Raw genomic sequence first — 16,844 nt, 5'->3', positions numbered from 1 at the left:
TGATGCCGCAGGGAGTTCTCTCAGCTCTGTACAGGTGCGCTAGCTGGTCCGTCGTGAGCGGTGGGGTTGTGTGGTTGGCGGCGGTAGACGGCTACGTCGTTGTGGAAGCCGATGACGAGGTCGCCGGTGCTGGTGAACGCTACGGAGCGTGGGTCGTCGGTGAGAAACTCCGCGACCGGCCGGCCATCGGTCAGGTCCCACACCCGCACCGTGCCGTCCCCGCTGCCGGTGACTGCAACGGGGTGACCGTCGAGCATCGTGCACGCCACCGCCACCGCGTCGCCGGTGTGGCCGGTGAAGGGCTCACCGATGAGCCGGCCAGCGCTCAGGTCCCACACCCACACCGTGCCGTCCCCGCTGCCGGTGACTGCAACGGGGTGACCGTCGAGCATCGTGCACGCCACCGCCACCGCGTCGCCGGTGTGGCCGGTGAAGGGCTCACCGATGAGCCGGCCATCGGTCAGGTCCCACACCCACACCGTGCCGTCACTGCAGCCGGTGACAACAACGGGGCGACCGTCAAGCATCGTGCACGCCACCGCCACCACGGTGTTGATGTAGCCGGTGAAGGGTTCGCCGATGGGCCGGCCATCGGTCAGGTCCCACACCCGCACCGTGCCGTCACTGCTGCTGGTGACTGCAACGGGGCGACCGTCAAGCATCGTGCACGCCACCGCCACCACGGTGTTGGTGTGGCCGGTGAAGGGTTCGCCAATGGGCCGGCCATCGGTCAGGTCCCACACCCACACCGTGCCGTCACTGCAGCCGGTGACAACAACGGGGCGACCGTCAAGCATCGTGCACGCCACCGCCACCACGCCGCCGGTGTGGCCGGTGAAGGGCTCACCAATGAGCCGGCCATCGGTCAGGTCCCACACCCGCACCGTGCCGTCCCCGCTGCCGGTGACAACAACGGGACGACCGTCAAGCATCGTGCACGCCACCGCCACCACGCCGCCGGTGTGGCCGGTGAAGGGCTCACCGATAGGCCGGCCAGCGCTCACGTCCCACACCCGCACCGTGCCGTCCCCGCTGCCGGTGACAACAACGGGACGACCGTCAAGCATCGTGCACGCCACCGCCACCACGGTGTTGATGTGGCCGGTGAAGGGCTCACCGATAGGCCAGCCAGCGCTCAGGTCCCACACCCGCACCGCGTCGTCACTGCAGCCGGTGACAGCAACGGGGTGACCGTCAAGCATCGTGCACACCACCGCCACCACGATGTCGGTGTGGCCGGTGAGGGGTTCGCCGATGGGCTGGCCATCGGTCAGGTCCCACACCCGCACTGTGCCGTCCCCGCTGCCGGTGACTGCAACGGGGCGACCGTCAAGCATCGTGCACGCCACCGCCACCAAGAGGTCCGTGTGGCCAGTGAGGGTGTCGCGCAGAGCAGGGCTGAACGTGCTGCCGGTGGCCCACACCGGTGCCCAAGTGCCGACTGGGATGCGACGGGTGAGGTCGCGGTGGAGGTGGCGCGCCCCGGCGCGGGCGGCGTCGAGGGCGAGGAGTTGGCGGCGCTTTCCTGGGCTGGTGTTGCGGTGGAGGTGGAGTCCGGTGCGGTAGACGGCGGCGGTCAGACGGGCGGTGTCGTGGTGGGCGTGGTGGAGGTGGGGGGTGAGGCCGCGGGGGTGGGCGTGGACGAGGTATTCGGGGTCGGCGAGGAGTTGGTCGATGAGCCCGGCGCGGGCGGCGTGGTGGGCGAGGTGCGTGAGGGTGTAGGGGTGGGCACGGGACCAGTCGGGGGTGCCGTCGGCCCGGTAGGGCACGCGGTCGGTGAGGACGCGTACGTACGCGGTGTGCACCGCCCGGTCGTCGGTGTTCTCGCGCAGGTGCTCGGCCATGGCCTCGTGGTAGAGCCGGTAGGCGGAGCGGTCGTCCTGTGTGGCCTCGACGACGTAGGAGCCCGCGTTGTGGCGCAGCCACAGGAGGTCGTCGTCGGTGTAAGTACGGCCGGAGACTTCGGTGGCGAGGGGGGCCCAGATGTCTTCCCAGGGCAGGCCCTGGCCCTGGGCGTGGGCGAGGGGGCGCAGGAGGTCGGCGGCGCGGTCGGCGTGGTGGCCGAGGCGTTGGCGGAGGTCTTCGCGCATGGCGTCGCCGGCGTGGCGGGGCAGGGAGGCCCGCCAGGCGGGATCGGCGGGGTCGGGGACGGTGGGGGTGGCGGCGAGGGTGCCGGCGGTGATGCGGGCGATGAGGAAGGAGTGTCCGGCGGCGGTGGCGACGGCCTCAGCGACCGGCTCTACGGCGTCGAGCCGGTCGCGGTAGGGGGAGGTGGTGCGGGCCTGGAGCAGGGTGCGGGCGGTGTAGGCGGTGAGGGCGGGGCGGTCGGCGTAACGGGGGCTGTCGAGGTCCAGGACGTGGCGGGTGTCGGGGGCGTCGATGCCGAGCCGGGGCAGGAGGTAGGGACGGGTGCCCAGGAGGAGGCGGATGCGGCCGCGGGAGTGCTCGATCAGGGGGCGCAGGACGGTGGTGCAGAGGGTGTGGGGGGTGGCGGCTTCGTCGAGGGCGTCGATGAGGACGGTCAGCGGTTGCGGGCGCCCGCTCAGGGCGTCGAGGAGTTCGCCAACGGTGGCGGTGCGCAGGCGGGCGGCGGCGGCGATGGCGTCCAGGACGTCGGTGTCGGTCAGGTGCTGGGCGTAGACGGCGGCGTCGATGGTGCCGGGTGCGAGGAGGTCCTGCGGTAGGCCGAGTGCGTGGAGGGGAACGGTGCGGCGGCGCTCGGGGTGTGCGAGGGCGGCGATGAGGCCGAGGACGGCGGTCTTGCCGGAGCCGGGGGCCGCGGTGACGACCCGGCACGCCCGGTCGTTACTGCTCGTGGGGGCGTTGAGCCAGGCGGCGAGGTCGTGCAGGACGATGCGGCGGCCGCTGAACCACCAGGCAGGGGCGGTTGAGTCGTCGTCGGGCCCGTTCTGGTATCCCATGGCGCGTACCAGCAGGCGGGAGATGAACTCCATCTCGCGCCGCTGGTCCTGTTCGTCGAAGGCAGCGGCCTGCTGCAGAGCAAGATCGACGCCGTTCAGGCGGGTGTCGTGGCGGGGGTTGGGGAAGAACGCGGGCGGCTCGCCGTCCAGGCCGACCATGGTTAGGCCGATCCGCTGGTGTCCAGGCCGGTCCTCGGAGCCGTTGATGTGCTGCACGATGGCGTTCACCGACAGCGTGACGGGGGCGTGCCCGGCGACCGACAGGCCGGTGACCGCCTGTTCCAGCAACGTCGGGAACAGCCCTGCCGTCGCCGGCTGGTGCGGCTGGGCCGACGAGACGACGACCAGCCCTGACCCGGACGTCCTGCCCCAGGCCGCGCCCAGACGCTCCAGCGCGGCGGCGGCCGTCTGGTTGCCGCCCTGTCCGACGTAGCAGGCGTCCAGCAGCAGCATCACCTTGCGGATCCGGGTGCCGCGCAGCATCGTCCGCGTCAGTTCCGCCGTGGGGAGCGCGGTGTAGACCAGGTCGTCGGGGTCGGTGTCGGCGGTGAGCAGGACGTGCTCGTCACCATCGTCGAGGATCTCGCCGTGGCAGGACAGGTACAGCGTCAGCAGATCGTCCTCACGCCGCTCCGGTGAAGCGCAGAACGCGCGCAGGGCGTCGGTCAGTTGTTGCCTGGTGGGGCTGAGCGGCAGCGGGTCGTGGAGCCGGTAGCCGAGCGGGCCGGTGAACAGGCCGACGACCCTGTCGCGGGCCTCGACCAGGCCGGGTCGGTTCCAGTCCCGGTTCTTCGGATAGTCGGCGACTACGGCGGCCATCAGAAACCGTCGGGGCCCGGCCGCCGTACCGTCATGCGCGTCGCTCACGTCAGGCCCTCGGCGATCGCCTGCCCGCACAGCGCATCGGTGAGGTAGGCGGTCGCGTCGTGTGCGTGCGCACCGTTGGACAGCAGCGCCGAACGAACCTGCTGGCCGAAGACGGGGCGCAGGTCCTTCACCAGCGCGACGACATCGCCGGTGGCGGCCAGGTTCGTCCACACCAGGCCCTCGCCGCCCGGCCAGGCTCCGCGCACCGCCGTGCCCGTGCCGGTGGGGGCGGGTTGCAAGCGGTGGACGACGAGGTGGGGGATGCCCAGCGGCGAGCCGATCGTCACCAGCGCCCGCACCCCGTGGCCCGGCAGCGCGCACAGTGCCTCGTAGGCGACCACCGAGCCGAGCGAGTGCGCCACCACGACGCGGGTGTCCGCACCGATGAGGGCCGTGACCCGGCCGCGTGCCTCCTCGCGCGTCCGCGGGTCCGTCAGATAGGCGCGTACCTGCTTGAGGTCCGCGACCATCGCCCGCAGCGCAAGGTCCGCGAAGAACTTCGACCCCGACAGAGCCCGCAGAGCCGCCTGCACCGACCGCGGGGTCGCCACCAACGTGTCCTCGGCGGCCGGCGACACCACCTCCGCATCGACCTCGGCCGCGGCCCGCCACCACGCGGCCAGCAGCTCCCGCTCGAAGCCCTCCGCGACGTCCGCCGCGGTGTAGGGCGGATCACCGGCGGCGAGGAACTGCCCGGCCGGACGGAACAGATCCCCGTAGAAGGCCACCACCACATCCGCCTCCGTCACCAGGCCCTCCGCCCCGGCCCGCCGCAGCCCGTCGCTCAACGCCGGCCACCACGCGGACCGCAGCCGGTCCTCCCCCTGCACCTGCTGCCCAATCCCATGCACACACACCACCCGCGCCATGCCCGCCCCATCCGCAAGAAGGATCCGGTCCCGCCGCCTCCACACCTACCAGGCCATCGCCATCCCCGGCTGGGGAATCCCAACAGCGGCAGCAATGTCGCAGGCCGTACCGGTGGCTGTGGCGGATGCGGCTGAGACTATTGCCGCCGTGACAACACACCGATACGACGGCCGCCAGGCGCTTTTCCGACAGGCCAGGGCGCGGTCGCTTGCGGCACAGCGGTTTGCCGAGAAACGGAGCAGGAGTAGGCAGCGGGCAGCTCGGGCACGAAGCGCAAGCAGCGCGGGCGGGATGCTGTGATCGCGACATTGGTCCTGGCCCAGGGGGCTGCTGAAGGGTACGCCAACTGGGTTTTCCTGCAGGCTGACGTCACACCCAGCGGCACCTGGATCGACCGTTGGTGTGGCCTGCGCAACGCGGCCTCCAGCCTCGACCGTGACGACAAGTCCGGCCTCCCGAAGGAACATCGCACGTTCTTCGAGGAGTTGGGCGCCTGGCGCAATTACCTGCTTCACAGCGACGCAAAGTCCCGGAACTCCCTCCGTCGTGCCGAGGCGTCGTTTCGCGGCGCGGGGCCGCTCTCCTCAGCGTCCCACGATCGGGTGAGCGGCGCACCGGCCACCGCGCGGGCTTCCCGGCCGCGCGCCGGGGCCTGGCTCATCCGCCGGTCGGTCCCAGCCCCCTGACCAGCGCCAACAGCGCGTCGTGCGTGGCCGGGTCCGCCGCCACGACCAGGCCGCCCGTGCCCGTGTGGACGGGCCGGCCGTCGATGCCGGTCACCACGCACCCGGCGGCTTCGCAGAGCGCGATCCCGGCGGCGAAGTGCACGCTGTCCAGGCGCAGCCCCGTGCCGCCGTCGGTGACGTACGCGGCCCGGCGTCCGGCGGCGACCCAGGCAACGGCGAGCGTGCTGGAGATGACGCGCGGCCGGAACCCGGCAGCGAACCCCGGCATGGCGAGCAGTTCCACCGCACGGAAGCCGGGGGCGTGCGGAAACGGCGGATCGAGGTTGACGTCGACCAGTCGCGACCCGGCCGACGGGACGAGCCTCTCGTCCGCCCCGTCCCCCGCCCGCACCCACGCGTGCGCGCCGTCGGTCCAGAACACCTCACCGCTGAACGGATCGGCGGAGGCGGCCGCCGTAATCCCGGAACCCACCCGCAGCGCGACGTTCACCGCGACGAGCATGCTGCCCACCGCGTAGTTCAGCGTGCCGCACAGCGGATCGACCAGCCACCTGCGCTCCGCGCCCGGGGCCCCGCTCGCCCCGCTCTCCTCACCCGTCACCGCGTCCTCGGGCCGGGCCGCGCGGAGCACGCCGAGTATGGCCTCCTCGGCCGCGAGGTCCGCCGCCGTCGCGAAGTCACCGGCCGACTTGTCGAACCGTGCCAGCGACTCCCCGTACATCTCGCGGACGACGGCCGCACCCGCGCGGGCCGCCCTGACGGCCAGTCGGGCATCGCTCTCCATGCTCATGCTCATGGTCACCATGCCCGAAGGCTATCGACGGTTGCGCTTTCGACGGCCGCGTTGTCGGCGGCCGGTCACCGAGGCAGCTTCCCCTCCCGGTTCAGCTCCGTCACCCGGGCCCGCAGCACGGCCCCCGGCGGGGCCGGCCGGACCGAGTCGGGCGGGCAGTCCCACTCCGGCCCACCCCCCGGCGGCCGAAGCTGCACGTACGGCCCGACGCGCCCCATCACCCGGCCGACCCGCCCGTCCCGCGCGTCCACGGCGAAGGACCCCGGCTCCGGCGTACACGCCTCCGGTCCGCCTCCGTCACCCGCCATGGCCCGCTGCCTTCCCATCCAGCACACCGCACAGCCGAAGCGCCGTGTCGAGGTTGCAGCGCCCGAGGTCGACCAGCACGTTCGTCTCGTCGCTCGCGCACGAGACGGGGTCGACCCGCAGCGAAGGCAACGTGACCCCGACCCCCGCGAACCCTTCCCTCAGCCGCGCCACCATCTCCTCGGCCTCCCGCACTCTGCTCGCCGCCGCTTTGCGCCGTTCCGTAGTCGTCATGATCCATTCCTTCCACGCTGAGTAATGAAGATGCATACCCAGAGTGGTGATTCTCTCGTTAGCCTGGAAGAGGTGCAGCCCCAACAACCGCACGTGTGCAACCGGGAGTTGTCATGCCAGGTCCCAGAAAGCTCGACCCCTCCTCCTCCCCGCGCGCCCTCCTCGGCGCGGAACTCCGCCACCGAAGAGAGCGAGCCGGCCTCTCCCAGACCGAACTGGGCGCCCCGCTCTTCCTCAGCGGCTCGTTCATCGGCCAGCTGGAGTCCGGGGTGCGGCGGATGCAGATGGACCAGGCGGCGAAGTTTGACGAGATCCTGGACGCGGACGGCTTCTTCGTACGGAACTGCGCGGCGTTACAGAAGTCCAAGTACCCGGAACACTTCGCGGAGGCGGCCGAGGCGGAGGCCCGAGCGACCACGATCAAGGAGTACGCGCCCCAGCTCATCCCGGGCCTGTTGCAGACGGAGGCGTACGCGCGGGCGGTGTTCCGGGGCGGACTTCCCACCGCCGCCGCCAGCGTGATCGACGATCTGGTGGCGGCTCGCCTGGAACGCACCCAACTGCTCGCCGATCCAACACAGCCGATGTTGTGGGTCGTACTGGACGAGGCAGTGCTGCGCAGACAGGTGGGCGGCCCGGAGGTCATGGCAGCGGCACTTCGCCACATCGCGGGCCTGATGACACAACACAGAATCATCATGCAGGTGCTGCCATTCTGTGCAGGTGCCCACATGGCACTCGAAGGCTCGCTCAAGTTGATGGCCTTCTCCGACGCACCACCGCTCGCCTACCTGGAAGGCTTGGGCACAGGACAGTTGCAGGACGATCCGGCATCCGTACGGCATTACGAACTGACCTACGATCTGGTCGTGGCCAGCGCGCTCTCACCGACAGCATCCCTGGCCCTGATCGAGTCGGTGGCGGAGGATTACGAGCATGAAGCGCAGCGGATCTGACTACGACCTGTCCACGGCCACCTGGCACAAGTCCAGCTACAGCGATGCCAGCGGCGGCAACTGCGTAGAGGTCGCAAATTGGCGCAAGTCCTCGTACAGCGGCGGCGACGGCGGCAACTGCCTCGAAGTCCTCGACGGCAACGCCGACATCGTCCCCGTCCGCGACTCCAAGGTGCCCAACGGCCCGGCCATCGTCTTCCACACGACCGCCTGGCACCCCTTCATCACCGACCTCAAGCACGGCTGAACCACCGGCAATACGAGTGGCCCTGATCGAGTCGGTGGCGGAGGATTACAAGCATGAAGCGCAGCGGTTCTGACTACGACCTGTCCACGGCCACCTGGCACAAGTCCAGCTACAGCGGCGCCAGCGGCGGCAACTGCGTGGAGATCGCTACCTGGCGCAAGTCCTCGTACAGCGGACCGAGCGGCGGAGACTGCCTCGAAGTCCTCGACGGCAACCCCGACATCGTCCCCGTCCGCGACTCCAAGGTGCCCAACGGCCCGGCCATCGTCTTCCACACGACCGCCTGGCACCCCTTCGTCACCGACCTCAAGCACGGCTGAACACCCCGGCTCGGGGCTCAAGCTCCGAGCCCCGAGCGCTCTTTCAGCGGAATGGTGGGGAGGGCCTGTACCCACCCACCCACCCTCGTGACCCGCAAGGGTTCACTTTTCGCGTTCGAGTTGCGACCGGCCGTAGTCACGATCTAGCTTCAGCGAGGACACAGACCAAGACGGCCCCTGCCGGTGTTTGAGCACCGCCAAGGGCCTGACCACCTCGATCGAAAGCAATGGAGTACCGATCAGATGGCTGCCAGCCAGTTTAGTGGTGCCTCCGCGCCCGACCACCCGATGGCCAACCCCGGTTACGGCAAGCGCTCCGCGCCGGACCAGCGCCCCCGTACCAGCGCCGACTTCACCCACCTCGTCCCCCGCGACGCCGCCATCGCCTCGTACATCGACTCACTGCGCGACGGCGCCGACATCTCCGTGAAGACCCTCGCCAAAGCCCTCCCGTACGGACAGTGCGCGATCCGCACCACCCTCAACCGCCTCCAGGAAGAGGGCCACCTGCGCCGGGGCAGCGAATGCGTCGCCAGCGGCGAAAACCTGATCTGGGTGACCCGGACATTCTTCTCCCGCACCGCCCGCGACGACACCTGGTGGGCCGCCTTCAGCCGAGGCGACGTACCAACAGAAACCCAACGCACCACCCGCTCCCGCGCGTTCATCCTGCTCGCCGCACTCGGCCGCACCGCCCCCGCCCTCACACTCTCCCACCGCGACTGCGTAACCCTGGAACCACAGATGACGGAATGGCTGACCCGGGGCGCCACCGAAGCCGAGATCACACACGCCCTGACCGCAGGCCTCCCCGACCGCATCCACCACCCGGCCGCCCTCATCGCCACACGCCTCCAGACCAAACTGCCCCCAGCCCGCGAACCCCACACCGTCCTGCGCTCCCTCGAATGCAGCGAATGCCGAGCCCCCGGCACCCTCGAAGCCCTACCCGGCGGCAAATGCCGCACCTGCCGAGGCACCCCCACCCACCAGGAACCCACCCTCCCCGCCCAAAAGGTCCGCGCCCACGCCCAAGCCGTACGATCCGGTCTCCACCCCAAGCCCTGACGGACCCCGGAACCACTCGCTCCACACCTTGAGGTCAGTGGGCTATTTCAGCGTGGCCGCTGATCGGGTGACGGGGCGGTGCGGGGTCGGAGTGCGCGACGGATCGGTGCCGGCAACCAGGTCACCACTTGCCAAGCGCCGCGCACCGGGCGGCGAACCCACACCCACCGAGCAGACCGCGAACCGGACCCTGTCCGCAGCCCGTGCACCCGTCGAGCGAGGTAAGGCACGACTGGAACCCTGGCAGATCCTCCGCAGATCCCGCATCAGCCCCAACCGCATGAGCGACATCACCAGAGCCCTCCTCACCCTGGAGACACAACGCTGAAAACGCTCACTGACCGCGTGTCCTTCCGGCTCCAAAACTGCGTGCGCGCGGCCCGGAGAGGTCTTTACCCTCCGGGTATGGATCTTCGCGAAGAACTTCCGAGCGACAGACAGGCCGTGCGGGATGTTCACCTGCAGGCGTTTGGTGACCATGGCCTTGTCGTGGCCGACCTGATCGATACCCTGCGGGACACCATCATGCCCGAGGGCGGTCTCTCGCTGGTCGCCGAGCGCGACAGGCAGGTCGTCGGCCACGTCATGTTCACCCGCAGTCTGCTCGATGCCCCGCGGCGGCTGGTCGAAGTGCAAGTCCTCAGTCCGTTGGCCGTGATGCCTGAGCTCCATAAGCGCGGTATCGGCTCGGCCCTGGTCCGACACGGACTGGGGGTCCTCGCCGAGCGAGCTGTTCCCGTCGTCTTCCTGGAGGGCGATCCTGGCTATTACTCGCGTTTCGGCTTCGCGGCCGGTGGTGACCTCGGCTTCCGAAAGCCATCCCTGCGTATCCCGGACGGTGCCTTCCAGGCCATCAGGCTCCCGGGGTATGAGCCATGGATGACGGGGACGCTGGTCTATACAGAGCCGTTCTGGCGGCATGACGCAGTCGGCCTCCGTGACCCCAACGCATAGTGACGCGAACGCCCCGAAGTCATTCTCTGCCTTGGGGAGTTCGGCCCGTTCAACCTCCAGCCTCACCCCGGACGGCATAGGACCGAGCGTGGCGGACGGCACAAGGACCCGGCCGAAAGCCGAGGCCGCGTCGGCGGGCGGCCTACACCCGCCCGCACAGAGTCCGGTACCTGTTCGCCGCCGACGAACGCCTCCGCGAGGTGGTCGACAGGGCGAACGTTGCCTGCCGCGCACTAGCTAAGGGCTGTCCCGCAATTCCTGGCGGGACAGCCCTTAGCGGGCCTGCAGTAACGGCCCCGTCGGCAATCTTCCGAAGGGGCCGTTGCTGTCAAGCAGACATTGCCGTGATCCGTCCGGCAGGTTTGGCAGTGACCACAACACGAGGCAGACGATCGCTGTCCCGTAGCGTGCGAGGTACCGCGCACGAAGCCGGCGGCCGTCTGTTTCGCGTGGCGTCGCCGTGCAGGGCGCCCCCGCTCACCGTCGCGCTGAGACGACCGCGGTCACACCCAGACGCTCCGCTGGGTTCCCCAGCCCCAACTGCCGAGCCCGTTTCCACCGTAAGCACCAGCTTGCAGGTAGACACGCCCGTCCGGGCGCAGAGGACCGGTCACGTTGATGTCCTCGTACCGCCACGTTCGATCGCCGCAGGCGCCCTCCGCATACCGCCAGCTTTCTGCACTGGACCCGAAAGCCAGACCCCATTTCTGGTCCGGCCCCGACGAGTGGAAGCACTTCGCCTTCACTTTGCCCTTCAGCTCATAGCGATCGCCGACCCGGGTGACCGTAGCCGTAATCTCCACGTCGTACGAGTTGCCGCTATTGGTGCTGATGGCGCTCTCGTACGTCACTCGGACGTCCTCTGACGCGGCAGCAGCCGGGCTGATTCCACTCAGCGCGACCGCCGCCGCTGCCGCTGCGCAGAGCACGAACCGGTTCACGGGCCGCCAAGCCCTCGTCGCCCATTGCATGGACGTCATGGTTCCTCCAGAGGAGTCGAAGAAGGTGAGGTCATCTCACAGGGACTGCGATGTGAGAACGATCAGTCACCCCCGCGGACACGCAAACATGCCGATTGCACGCGAATACCGCCCCGGGGGCCACTTCGCACATAGAAGCCCTGAAGCAGCTGGGATATCCGTGGCGAGATCGCTGAAGTAGGGCTCCGATTCCTGAGCCAGGCAAACTACGGCCAGGGCTCCGGAAACAGGTACTGAGTGGCTTGCCGGACTGTCGCGAGTGCCGGCGCGAAGCCCAACTCGGTGCCGAACGTCCCTGCGGCAACGGGTGACTGCGACTCCGGGATTCGCGAGGCAGAATGATCATTCGTGGTCTTGCACGGCGAAGGGGAGCCCTCGATGCCGTACCCGAGCTTTGGCGGCGTGGGTGTGGCGGAGGAGTCCCCGGAGCCGCCTCAAGAGCACATCCGGACGAGAGAAGTCACGGGACATGAATCCTGAAGCAACATCGCGAAACGGTAATCAGCGGAGGAGCCTGCGGCGGCAGGCAGCCAAATGAGACGACTTCTAAACCGTCAGGAGGGATCTCGATGGTGATCCAGATCTTGAATGTCACGCCCGGTGCATGCCAGGGCCAGATCTGCTCGCTCTACACATACCGGAACATCGTTGACCCGGAGATAAATAGGCCGCCATGAGCTCCGTACCTGAGCATGTCCACCTGCTCCACAGTCCCCCCGCTCCCTCGGCGGCAGCCCCGCTGCAAGGTATCCATTCTGACGTACCCCCAGCTGAGTTTGAGGCGGTCTGGCGCCAACCGGCCGGCCCGCCGAGTGGGTCGTCCCCCCGGGCAGCGCCGACCGGTCAGCTTCGGCCTCCAGGCAGTTACGCCCCCCGCAGCACCGCGAACACCCCCCGCGCCTCCGTGTCCTCCGGCGTGCGCCAGGGGCCCGCGATGTGGCCCGTCGCGCCCTCCGGCGGAGCGTCGGCGGGGCGCAGGACGCGGTTCAGGTGGAGGGTCGCGCCCTTGGCGGCGATGTCCGTGCCCGCCTCGTCGTCGGCAGCCGTGAAGGGGCCGGACAGGACGTTCGGGATGGTGCGGGAGTAGGTGATCGTCGGGTCCGGGGTGTCGGTCTCGCTCTGGGCCTGGGGCTCCGCGCGGCCGGCGAGGAGGGCGAAGAGCTGTTCGGCCAGGACCGGGTCGTGGCCGCCGTCGTACACCCAGCGCTTCCCCAGCACGCCGTGCTCCGTGGTGCCGACCAACGCGTCCTCCGCGCCGTCGAGCGGGGCGCCCCGGTAGGTGAGGGGCACGAAGTACGCCACCGGCTCGGCGCCCGAGGTGTCGGTGGCGACCATGAGCTCCATGCCCACCTCGCCCTGCGGGTCGTCCAGCCGGAAGCCGCCCGACCTCGACAGGACCGGGTGCGTGGGGCCCGCGTACCAGGGGCGGGTCGGGAGCCAGGGGGTGAGCAGTTCGAGCTTGGTCGGCGACAGAGTGGTGCGGTGGATGACGGCCATACCGGAGATCTCTCCCGTGCGTCGAGTGGGCGGCTGGTTTGCCTGGCGCGCGGGGCCGTCGCCGGACCCGCGCGCTGTGCTGAGCGTATGCAACCAGGGCCTGTCCGGCGGATCTTCGCGGGCCCGCGAAGATCCGCCGGACAGGCCCTAGCCGCCCCCTCGGCCTTCGGGCCGTCAGGAAACGGTCACCACGCGCCCGGTGCCGGAGGCGGTACCACCTCCGGGCGGTCGTCGCAGGTGATCGTGTTGGGCAGCAGCCAGGGGGCGAGCCAGTCGCCGTCGTTGCCGCCCAGGTCCGTGAGGGTGAACTCCGAACCGGTGGCGGGGAAGTTGAACGAGCCGCAGTTGTTGACGCCCACCGCGCCGACGTTGCGCGCGTCCACGTTCTCGAAGGTCGCGCCGCCCGCCGCGCGGGCGCTCAGCACCGAGGTGCCGGTGCCGTCCACCCGGATGTCCTTGAAGTGGATGTTCTCGATCACGTACTGGTCCTTCACCGCCCAGTCGGAGACCAGCATGACCGCGTTGTAGGTGCTGTCGAGGAAGTCGTTGCCGGTGACCCGGATGTCGGCTCCGTCGATGCTGCGGTCCAGGGCGAAGACCCACAGGGCGCCGAGGCCGATGTTCCAGTTGAGTTCGTACGTACCGGCGCGGACCGTCGTGTTGCCCTTGACGTCCAGCTTCCCGGCGAAGGGTTCGGCGCCGAAGCGGGCGCCGATGTGCAGGGCGCTGCCCTCGCGGACCGGGTCGGCGACGAGGTTGTCCGAGACGGTGGTGTCGGTGCCCCCGTAGATCGCGATGCCGTTGGCCAGGACCGGGGTCTGGACGGTGTTGTGGGAGAAGGTGTTGCGGGCGTTCGTCGTCTTCTCGGCCCACATCGCGAGGCCGTCGTCGCCGGAGTTGCGTACGAAGGTGTCCGTGACGCTCGAATCGGTCACGCCCGTGTGGAAGTTGATGGCGTCAGCGATCTGGTCGACGATGATGCTGTCGGAGATCCGCAGGTTCTTCATCGGGCCGTCGAACCACATGCCGACCTTGGTGTGGCTGATGTGCAGGCCCTTGATGGTGGAGTCGCTCATCGCACCGCCGATGGCGTTGACCTGGTCGGTGTCGACGCGTTCGCGTACGTCGCCCTCGATGGCGAAGCCGGACAGGTGGACGTTGCGGCTGCCGCCCTCGGCCGCGGACTTCCCGTAGAAGCCGACGCCCGTGTGCACCGAGCCGTCGGCGGCGGGCTTGTCGAGCGCGACCTCGCGGCCCTTGATCTTCGTGTACCAGTTGCCCGCGCCGACGATGGTGACGTCGTCCACGACGATGTGGCGGTCGACCCGGTACGTCCCCGGCGGGATGTACACCTTGAGGTGCGTGCGCCGGGCGAACGCGATGGCCTTGTCGATCGCGTCCGCCGCGTCCCGCCGGCCGGTCGGATCGGCTCCGAACGCCCATACGTTGGCGGCGAGCAGCTCCACGTGCGGGAGGCCGACCCGCTCCGAGTCGAGCAGGTCGATGACCGTCGACCCGGCCCGGCTGCCGGCCGGCACCGTCAGCCGCACGGTGTCGCCCGCGCGGTAGGTCCGGCCGAGCAGGAGGCGCTGCTCGTCGTAGAAGTGGCTGGGCCGGTACGGCTTGTCGATGACCGGGGCGGGGGTCGTCTCGGCGGGCACGCAGGAGCACTCGGTGATCCACCAGTCCGGGTGGAGGAGCCCGGCGCCGGGGTCGTTGGAGAACGGGTACTGGTTGTACAGCCAGGAGTACTGCGAGGTCAGCGTCATGGTGGAGCGCTTCGTACCGTTCACCGCGACGTCCAGCGGTGCGGTGATCCCGCCGCCGCCCGGCGCGTCCGGGATGCTGTAGCGCACGGTGATCGCGTTGGCCGGGGCGGGCAGCGTGAACTCGACGTGCTGCCCCGGCGCCAGGCTCACCGCCTTACGGCCCGACGCCTCCGAGGGCAGCGTGTACGCGTCGCGGTCGGGGCCGATGACCGTGCCGTTGGTCACCGCGTTCTCGGCCTCCTGCTCGGCGAAGGCCACCTTGGCGCCCTTCCCCGCGACCAGCGCCGGATCGAGGGCGGCCCGGGTGACGACCGGGGCGGCGCTGCGCGGGCCGGCGAGCGCGGGCGTACCGGCGAGCACCCCGAGCCCCACGGCCGCCGCGGTCACCGAGGCGACGGCGGTCGCGTACAGCCCTGTCCTGCGCGGTCTTCGCGCCCTCACCGAAGCGTCGGTGGTCATCCGTGACATCGCGTGCCCGTTTCTCTCGGGGGGTCAACGGCCGTGCGCGCGTGGGGAGTCGCCGCCGTCATGAGTGAGGTGACAGTAGGGCGCCCAGCTCCCCGTTCACAAGACTCCTGCGATCAGTTTCCAACTTCCTGGCGTAGTAGTGCGTTGGTTCGTCATTTTTTTGCGTAACCTCGCGCAAGGCAGGACGATCTCACTCCACCGGAAGCATCAGCTCCGAGTCCGCGTGGACCGTGACGCGTACCGGTACGTACTCCGTGGCGTCGGTCCGGGACGCCCCCGTGCCCGGGTTGGGCGCGAAGCGCGGGTGGGCGCCGCCGCTGATCTGCCAGCGGACGCGGTGGCCGATGCCGAAGCGGTAGGCGGTGTGGCCCATCGGGACAGTCACGCGGACCGGGTCCGGGCCCGTGGTGCGCAGCTGGGCGAGGCCGTCGCAGACGTTGGTGGAGCGCCCCTCGGGGTCCACGTCGCACAGCCGGGTGAACACGTCCCCGTGGCCGGTGTCCGTGGACGCGCTGATCCGGGCGGAGACCGGGCCGAGGACGGTGAGGGGTTCGGTGAGGACCGGCCCGGTGAACGTCAGGACGTCCTCGCGGGCCTCCAGGGCGCCGTTGTCGCGCGCTCCGGCGGTACGGGAGAGGAGGGGGCCGCCCACGGAAGGCGTCGGGCCGGCCGGGTCATGGCGGAAGGATGCCAGGGGCGCCGCGTCCGTGGGCGGCTCGGCGGTGAGGTGGCCGTCGGGGGCCGGGAACCACGAGGCGGTGGCCGCCCCGGCCGGCGGCCACGCTTCGAGGTCCCGTACGGCCGGCTCCGTACCGCCCAGGTGTACGCGTACGGGGGTGGGGCGCAGGCCGGAGGGGTCGGCGCACAGGTGGGCGCGGAGCCAGGCGAGGGATTCGGCGAACACCTCGGGCCAGCCCTTCTGGAGCGCCGAGGTGTGGGTCCACGGGCCGACGAGCAGCGTGGCGTCGGCGCCCGCCCGGCGCAGCCGGCCGTACTGCTCGAAGGTCTGGCCGGCGAGGACGTCGTGCCATCCGGTGATCAGCACGGTGGGGACGGCCGCCCGGTCCGCCGCGCCGGCGAGGGACGCGCCGTCCCAGTGCGGGTCGTCGGGGTCGGGATGGTCCATCACCCCGTCCAGCCAGGGCACTTCACCGCCGAGCGCGTCCGCGTACGCCCCGCGCGACGGGCGCGCGGTGACGACGGAGCGCATCCGGCGCTGGAGGCGCAGGGTCGCCCGGAGGAACGGGCCCATGCCCCGGTGCTGGTACGTCATGCCCGAGCCCACGGCGAGCGCGGTCTCCAGATGGAGGACGCCGTCGGTGTGGAAGAGGGCGTACGGGTCGTGCAGCCCCACCTGGACCACCATGGCCTTCAGCTCCGGCGGCGGTTCGAGGGCCAGAGCCCACTGGACGTAGCCGAGGTAGCTGGGGCCGACCGTGCCCAGGCTCCCGTCGAACCAGGGCTGTTCGCGCAGCCAGTCGACGGTGGCCCGGCCGTCGGGGGCCTCGTTGCGCCAGAAGTGGAAGTCGCCGCCCGAGCCGCCGGTGCCCCGGCAGCTCTGGAGGACGACGTGGAAGCCCTGTTCGGCGAAGAGCATCCCGTACTGCGGGGACCACGGCACGCCCCGCCCGTAGGGCGAGCGCACCAGGAGGGTGGGGAAGTCGCCCTCGGCGCGCGGGAAGTAGTGGTCGGTGACCAGCGGGCTGCCGTCGGCGGCGGGCACGGTCAGGCCCCGCTCGACCCCCACCTCGTGACGGGCGGCCGGCAGGCCGCGCCAGGTGGACCGCATCAGCCGGGAGGCGAGCGGCGGTTTCCCGGCCGGCGGCTTCCGGGCGGACCTCGGGCGGGCTTCGGGCGTGGGTCGTGTCATCGTGCGCCTCCCTCGGGCATCATGCTCGGGCGAGCATT

The 16,844-nt window shown here is 70.3% G+C and carries 15 protein-coding genes and 1 pseudogene; 7 read left to right on the top strand and 9 right to left on the bottom strand.

Going from position 1 to position 16,844, the window contains the following annotated elements; all coding sequences use genetic code 11:
* Positions 1-20: 20 nt before the first annotated feature.
* The gene (locus P8A18_RS18915) at positions 21-3,788 is read right to left on the bottom strand and encodes a caspase family protein (RefSeq protein WP_306056024.1); all 3,768 of its coding nucleotides are present in this window, start codon (positions 3,786-3,788) and stop codon (positions 21-23) included.
* Positions 3,785-4,657: a hypothetical protein gene (locus P8A18_RS18910; protein WP_306056023.1), complete on the bottom strand. Its 873-nt coding sequence runs from the start codon at positions 4,655-4,657 to the stop codon at positions 3,785-3,787. The genes P8A18_RS18915 and P8A18_RS18910 overlap by 4 nt, the downstream gene beginning before the upstream one ends.
* Before the next feature lie 297 nt (positions 4,658-4,954).
* Between P8A18_RS18910 and P8A18_RS18905 the strand changes: the two genes are divergently transcribed.
* On the top strand, positions 4,955-5,344 hold the full coding sequence (locus P8A18_RS18905; protein ID WP_306056022.1) for a hypothetical protein: 390 nt from the start codon (positions 4,955-4,957) through the stop codon (positions 5,342-5,344).
* Here P8A18_RS18905 and P8A18_RS18900 read toward each other — a convergent pair.
* Genes P8A18_RS18900 through P8A18_RS18890 form a run of 3 tightly spaced genes read right to left on the bottom strand, consistent with a single transcriptional unit; the run spans position 5,316 to position 6,677 of the window.
* Positions 5,316-6,149, bottom strand: coding sequence for an inositol monophosphatase family protein (locus P8A18_RS18900; protein ID WP_306056021.1), 834 nt, complete (start codon positions 6,147-6,149; stop codon positions 5,316-5,318). The two genes, P8A18_RS18905 and P8A18_RS18900, sit on opposite strands and share 29 nt — an antisense overlap.
* 53 nt (positions 6,150-6,202) lie before the next feature.
* Complete coding sequence (locus P8A18_RS18895; protein ID WP_306056019.1) at positions 6,203-6,445, bottom strand: hypothetical protein; 243 nt, start codon at positions 6,443-6,445, stop codon at positions 6,203-6,205.
* Entirely contained in the window at positions 6,435-6,677 is a 243-nt protein-coding gene (locus P8A18_RS18890) for a hypothetical protein (RefSeq protein WP_360467737.1), read from the bottom strand. Before P8A18_RS18890 ends, P8A18_RS18895 begins: the two co-directional genes overlap by 11 nt.
* A gap of 113 nt (positions 6,678-6,790) precedes the next feature.
* Here P8A18_RS18890 and P8A18_RS18885 point away from each other — a divergent pair, with 113 nt between their 5' ends.
* The 6 genes and pseudogenes from P8A18_RS18885 to P8A18_RS18860 all read left to right on the top strand — a co-directional run bounded on the left by P8A18_RS18885 (position 6,791) and on the right by P8A18_RS18860 (position 10,222).
* Positions 6,791-7,633 (top strand): helix-turn-helix domain-containing protein, encoded by an 843-nt coding sequence (locus P8A18_RS18885; RefSeq protein ID WP_306056017.1) that lies wholly within the window; start codon positions 6,791-6,793, stop codon positions 7,631-7,633.
* Positions 7,614-7,880 (top strand): DUF397 domain-containing protein, encoded by a 267-nt coding sequence (locus P8A18_RS18880; RefSeq protein ID WP_306056016.1) that lies wholly within the window; start codon positions 7,614-7,616, stop codon positions 7,878-7,880. The genes P8A18_RS18885 and P8A18_RS18880 overlap by 20 nt, the downstream gene beginning before the upstream one ends.
* A gap of 53 nt (positions 7,881-7,933) precedes the next feature.
* Complete coding sequence (locus P8A18_RS18875) at positions 7,934-8,200, top strand: DUF397 domain-containing protein (RefSeq protein WP_306056014.1); 267 nt, start codon at positions 7,934-7,936, stop codon at positions 8,198-8,200.
* 288 nt (positions 8,201-8,488) lie between these two features.
* Positions 8,489-9,268 carry a hypothetical protein gene (locus tag P8A18_RS18870; protein WP_306056013.1) on the top strand — a complete coding sequence of 260 codons (780 nt, stop codon included), beginning with the start codon at positions 8,489-8,491 and terminating at the stop codon, positions 9,266-9,268.
* Positions 9,269-9,404: 136 nt separating this feature from the next.
* Positions 9,405-9,596 (top strand): annotated as a pseudogene (locus tag P8A18_RS18865) (IS5/IS1182 family transposase); the annotation flags it as partial.
* Positions 9,597-9,673: 77 nt separating this feature from the next.
* The gene (locus tag P8A18_RS18860) at positions 9,674-10,222 is read left to right on the top strand and encodes a GNAT family N-acetyltransferase (protein ID WP_306056012.1); all 549 of its coding nucleotides are present in this window, start codon (positions 9,674-9,676) and stop codon (positions 10,220-10,222) included.
* A 503-nt stretch (positions 10,223-10,725) separates the two neighbouring features.
* Here the strand turns inward: P8A18_RS18860 and P8A18_RS18855 are convergent.
* From P8A18_RS18855 to P8A18_RS18840, 4 genes are all read right to left on the bottom strand, one after another.
* Positions 10,726-11,073 carry a hypothetical protein gene (locus P8A18_RS18855; protein ID WP_306056011.1) on the bottom strand — a complete coding sequence of 116 codons (348 nt, stop codon included), beginning with the start codon at positions 11,071-11,073 and terminating at the stop codon, positions 10,726-10,728.
* A gap of 993 nt (positions 11,074-12,066) precedes the next feature.
* Positions 12,067-12,699, bottom strand: coding sequence for a maltokinase N-terminal cap-like domain-containing protein (locus tag P8A18_RS18850; RefSeq protein ID WP_306056009.1), 633 nt, complete (start codon positions 12,697-12,699; stop codon positions 12,067-12,069).
* Positions 12,700-12,884: 185 nt separating this feature from the next.
* A complete protein-coding gene (locus P8A18_RS18845) occupies positions 12,885-14,927 on the bottom strand; it encodes a glycosyl hydrolase family 28-related protein (RefSeq protein ID WP_371933691.1) in 2,043 nt (680 codons plus the stop codon).
* A gap of 199 nt (positions 14,928-15,126) precedes the next feature.
* Complete coding sequence (locus tag P8A18_RS18840; protein WP_306056006.1) at positions 15,127-16,806, bottom strand: CocE/NonD family hydrolase; 1,680 nt, start codon at positions 16,804-16,806, stop codon at positions 15,127-15,129.
* Between the last annotated feature and the right edge of the window lie 38 nt (positions 16,807-16,844).

The organism is Streptomyces sp. Mut1 (genome assembly GCF_030719295.1).
GTDB lineage: Bacteria > Actinomycetota > Actinomycetes > Streptomycetales > Streptomycetaceae > Streptomyces > Streptomyces castrisilvae.
Note: the sequence above shows the minus strand (reverse complement) of the source record. Positions and strands in the feature narration are given on the sequence as shown.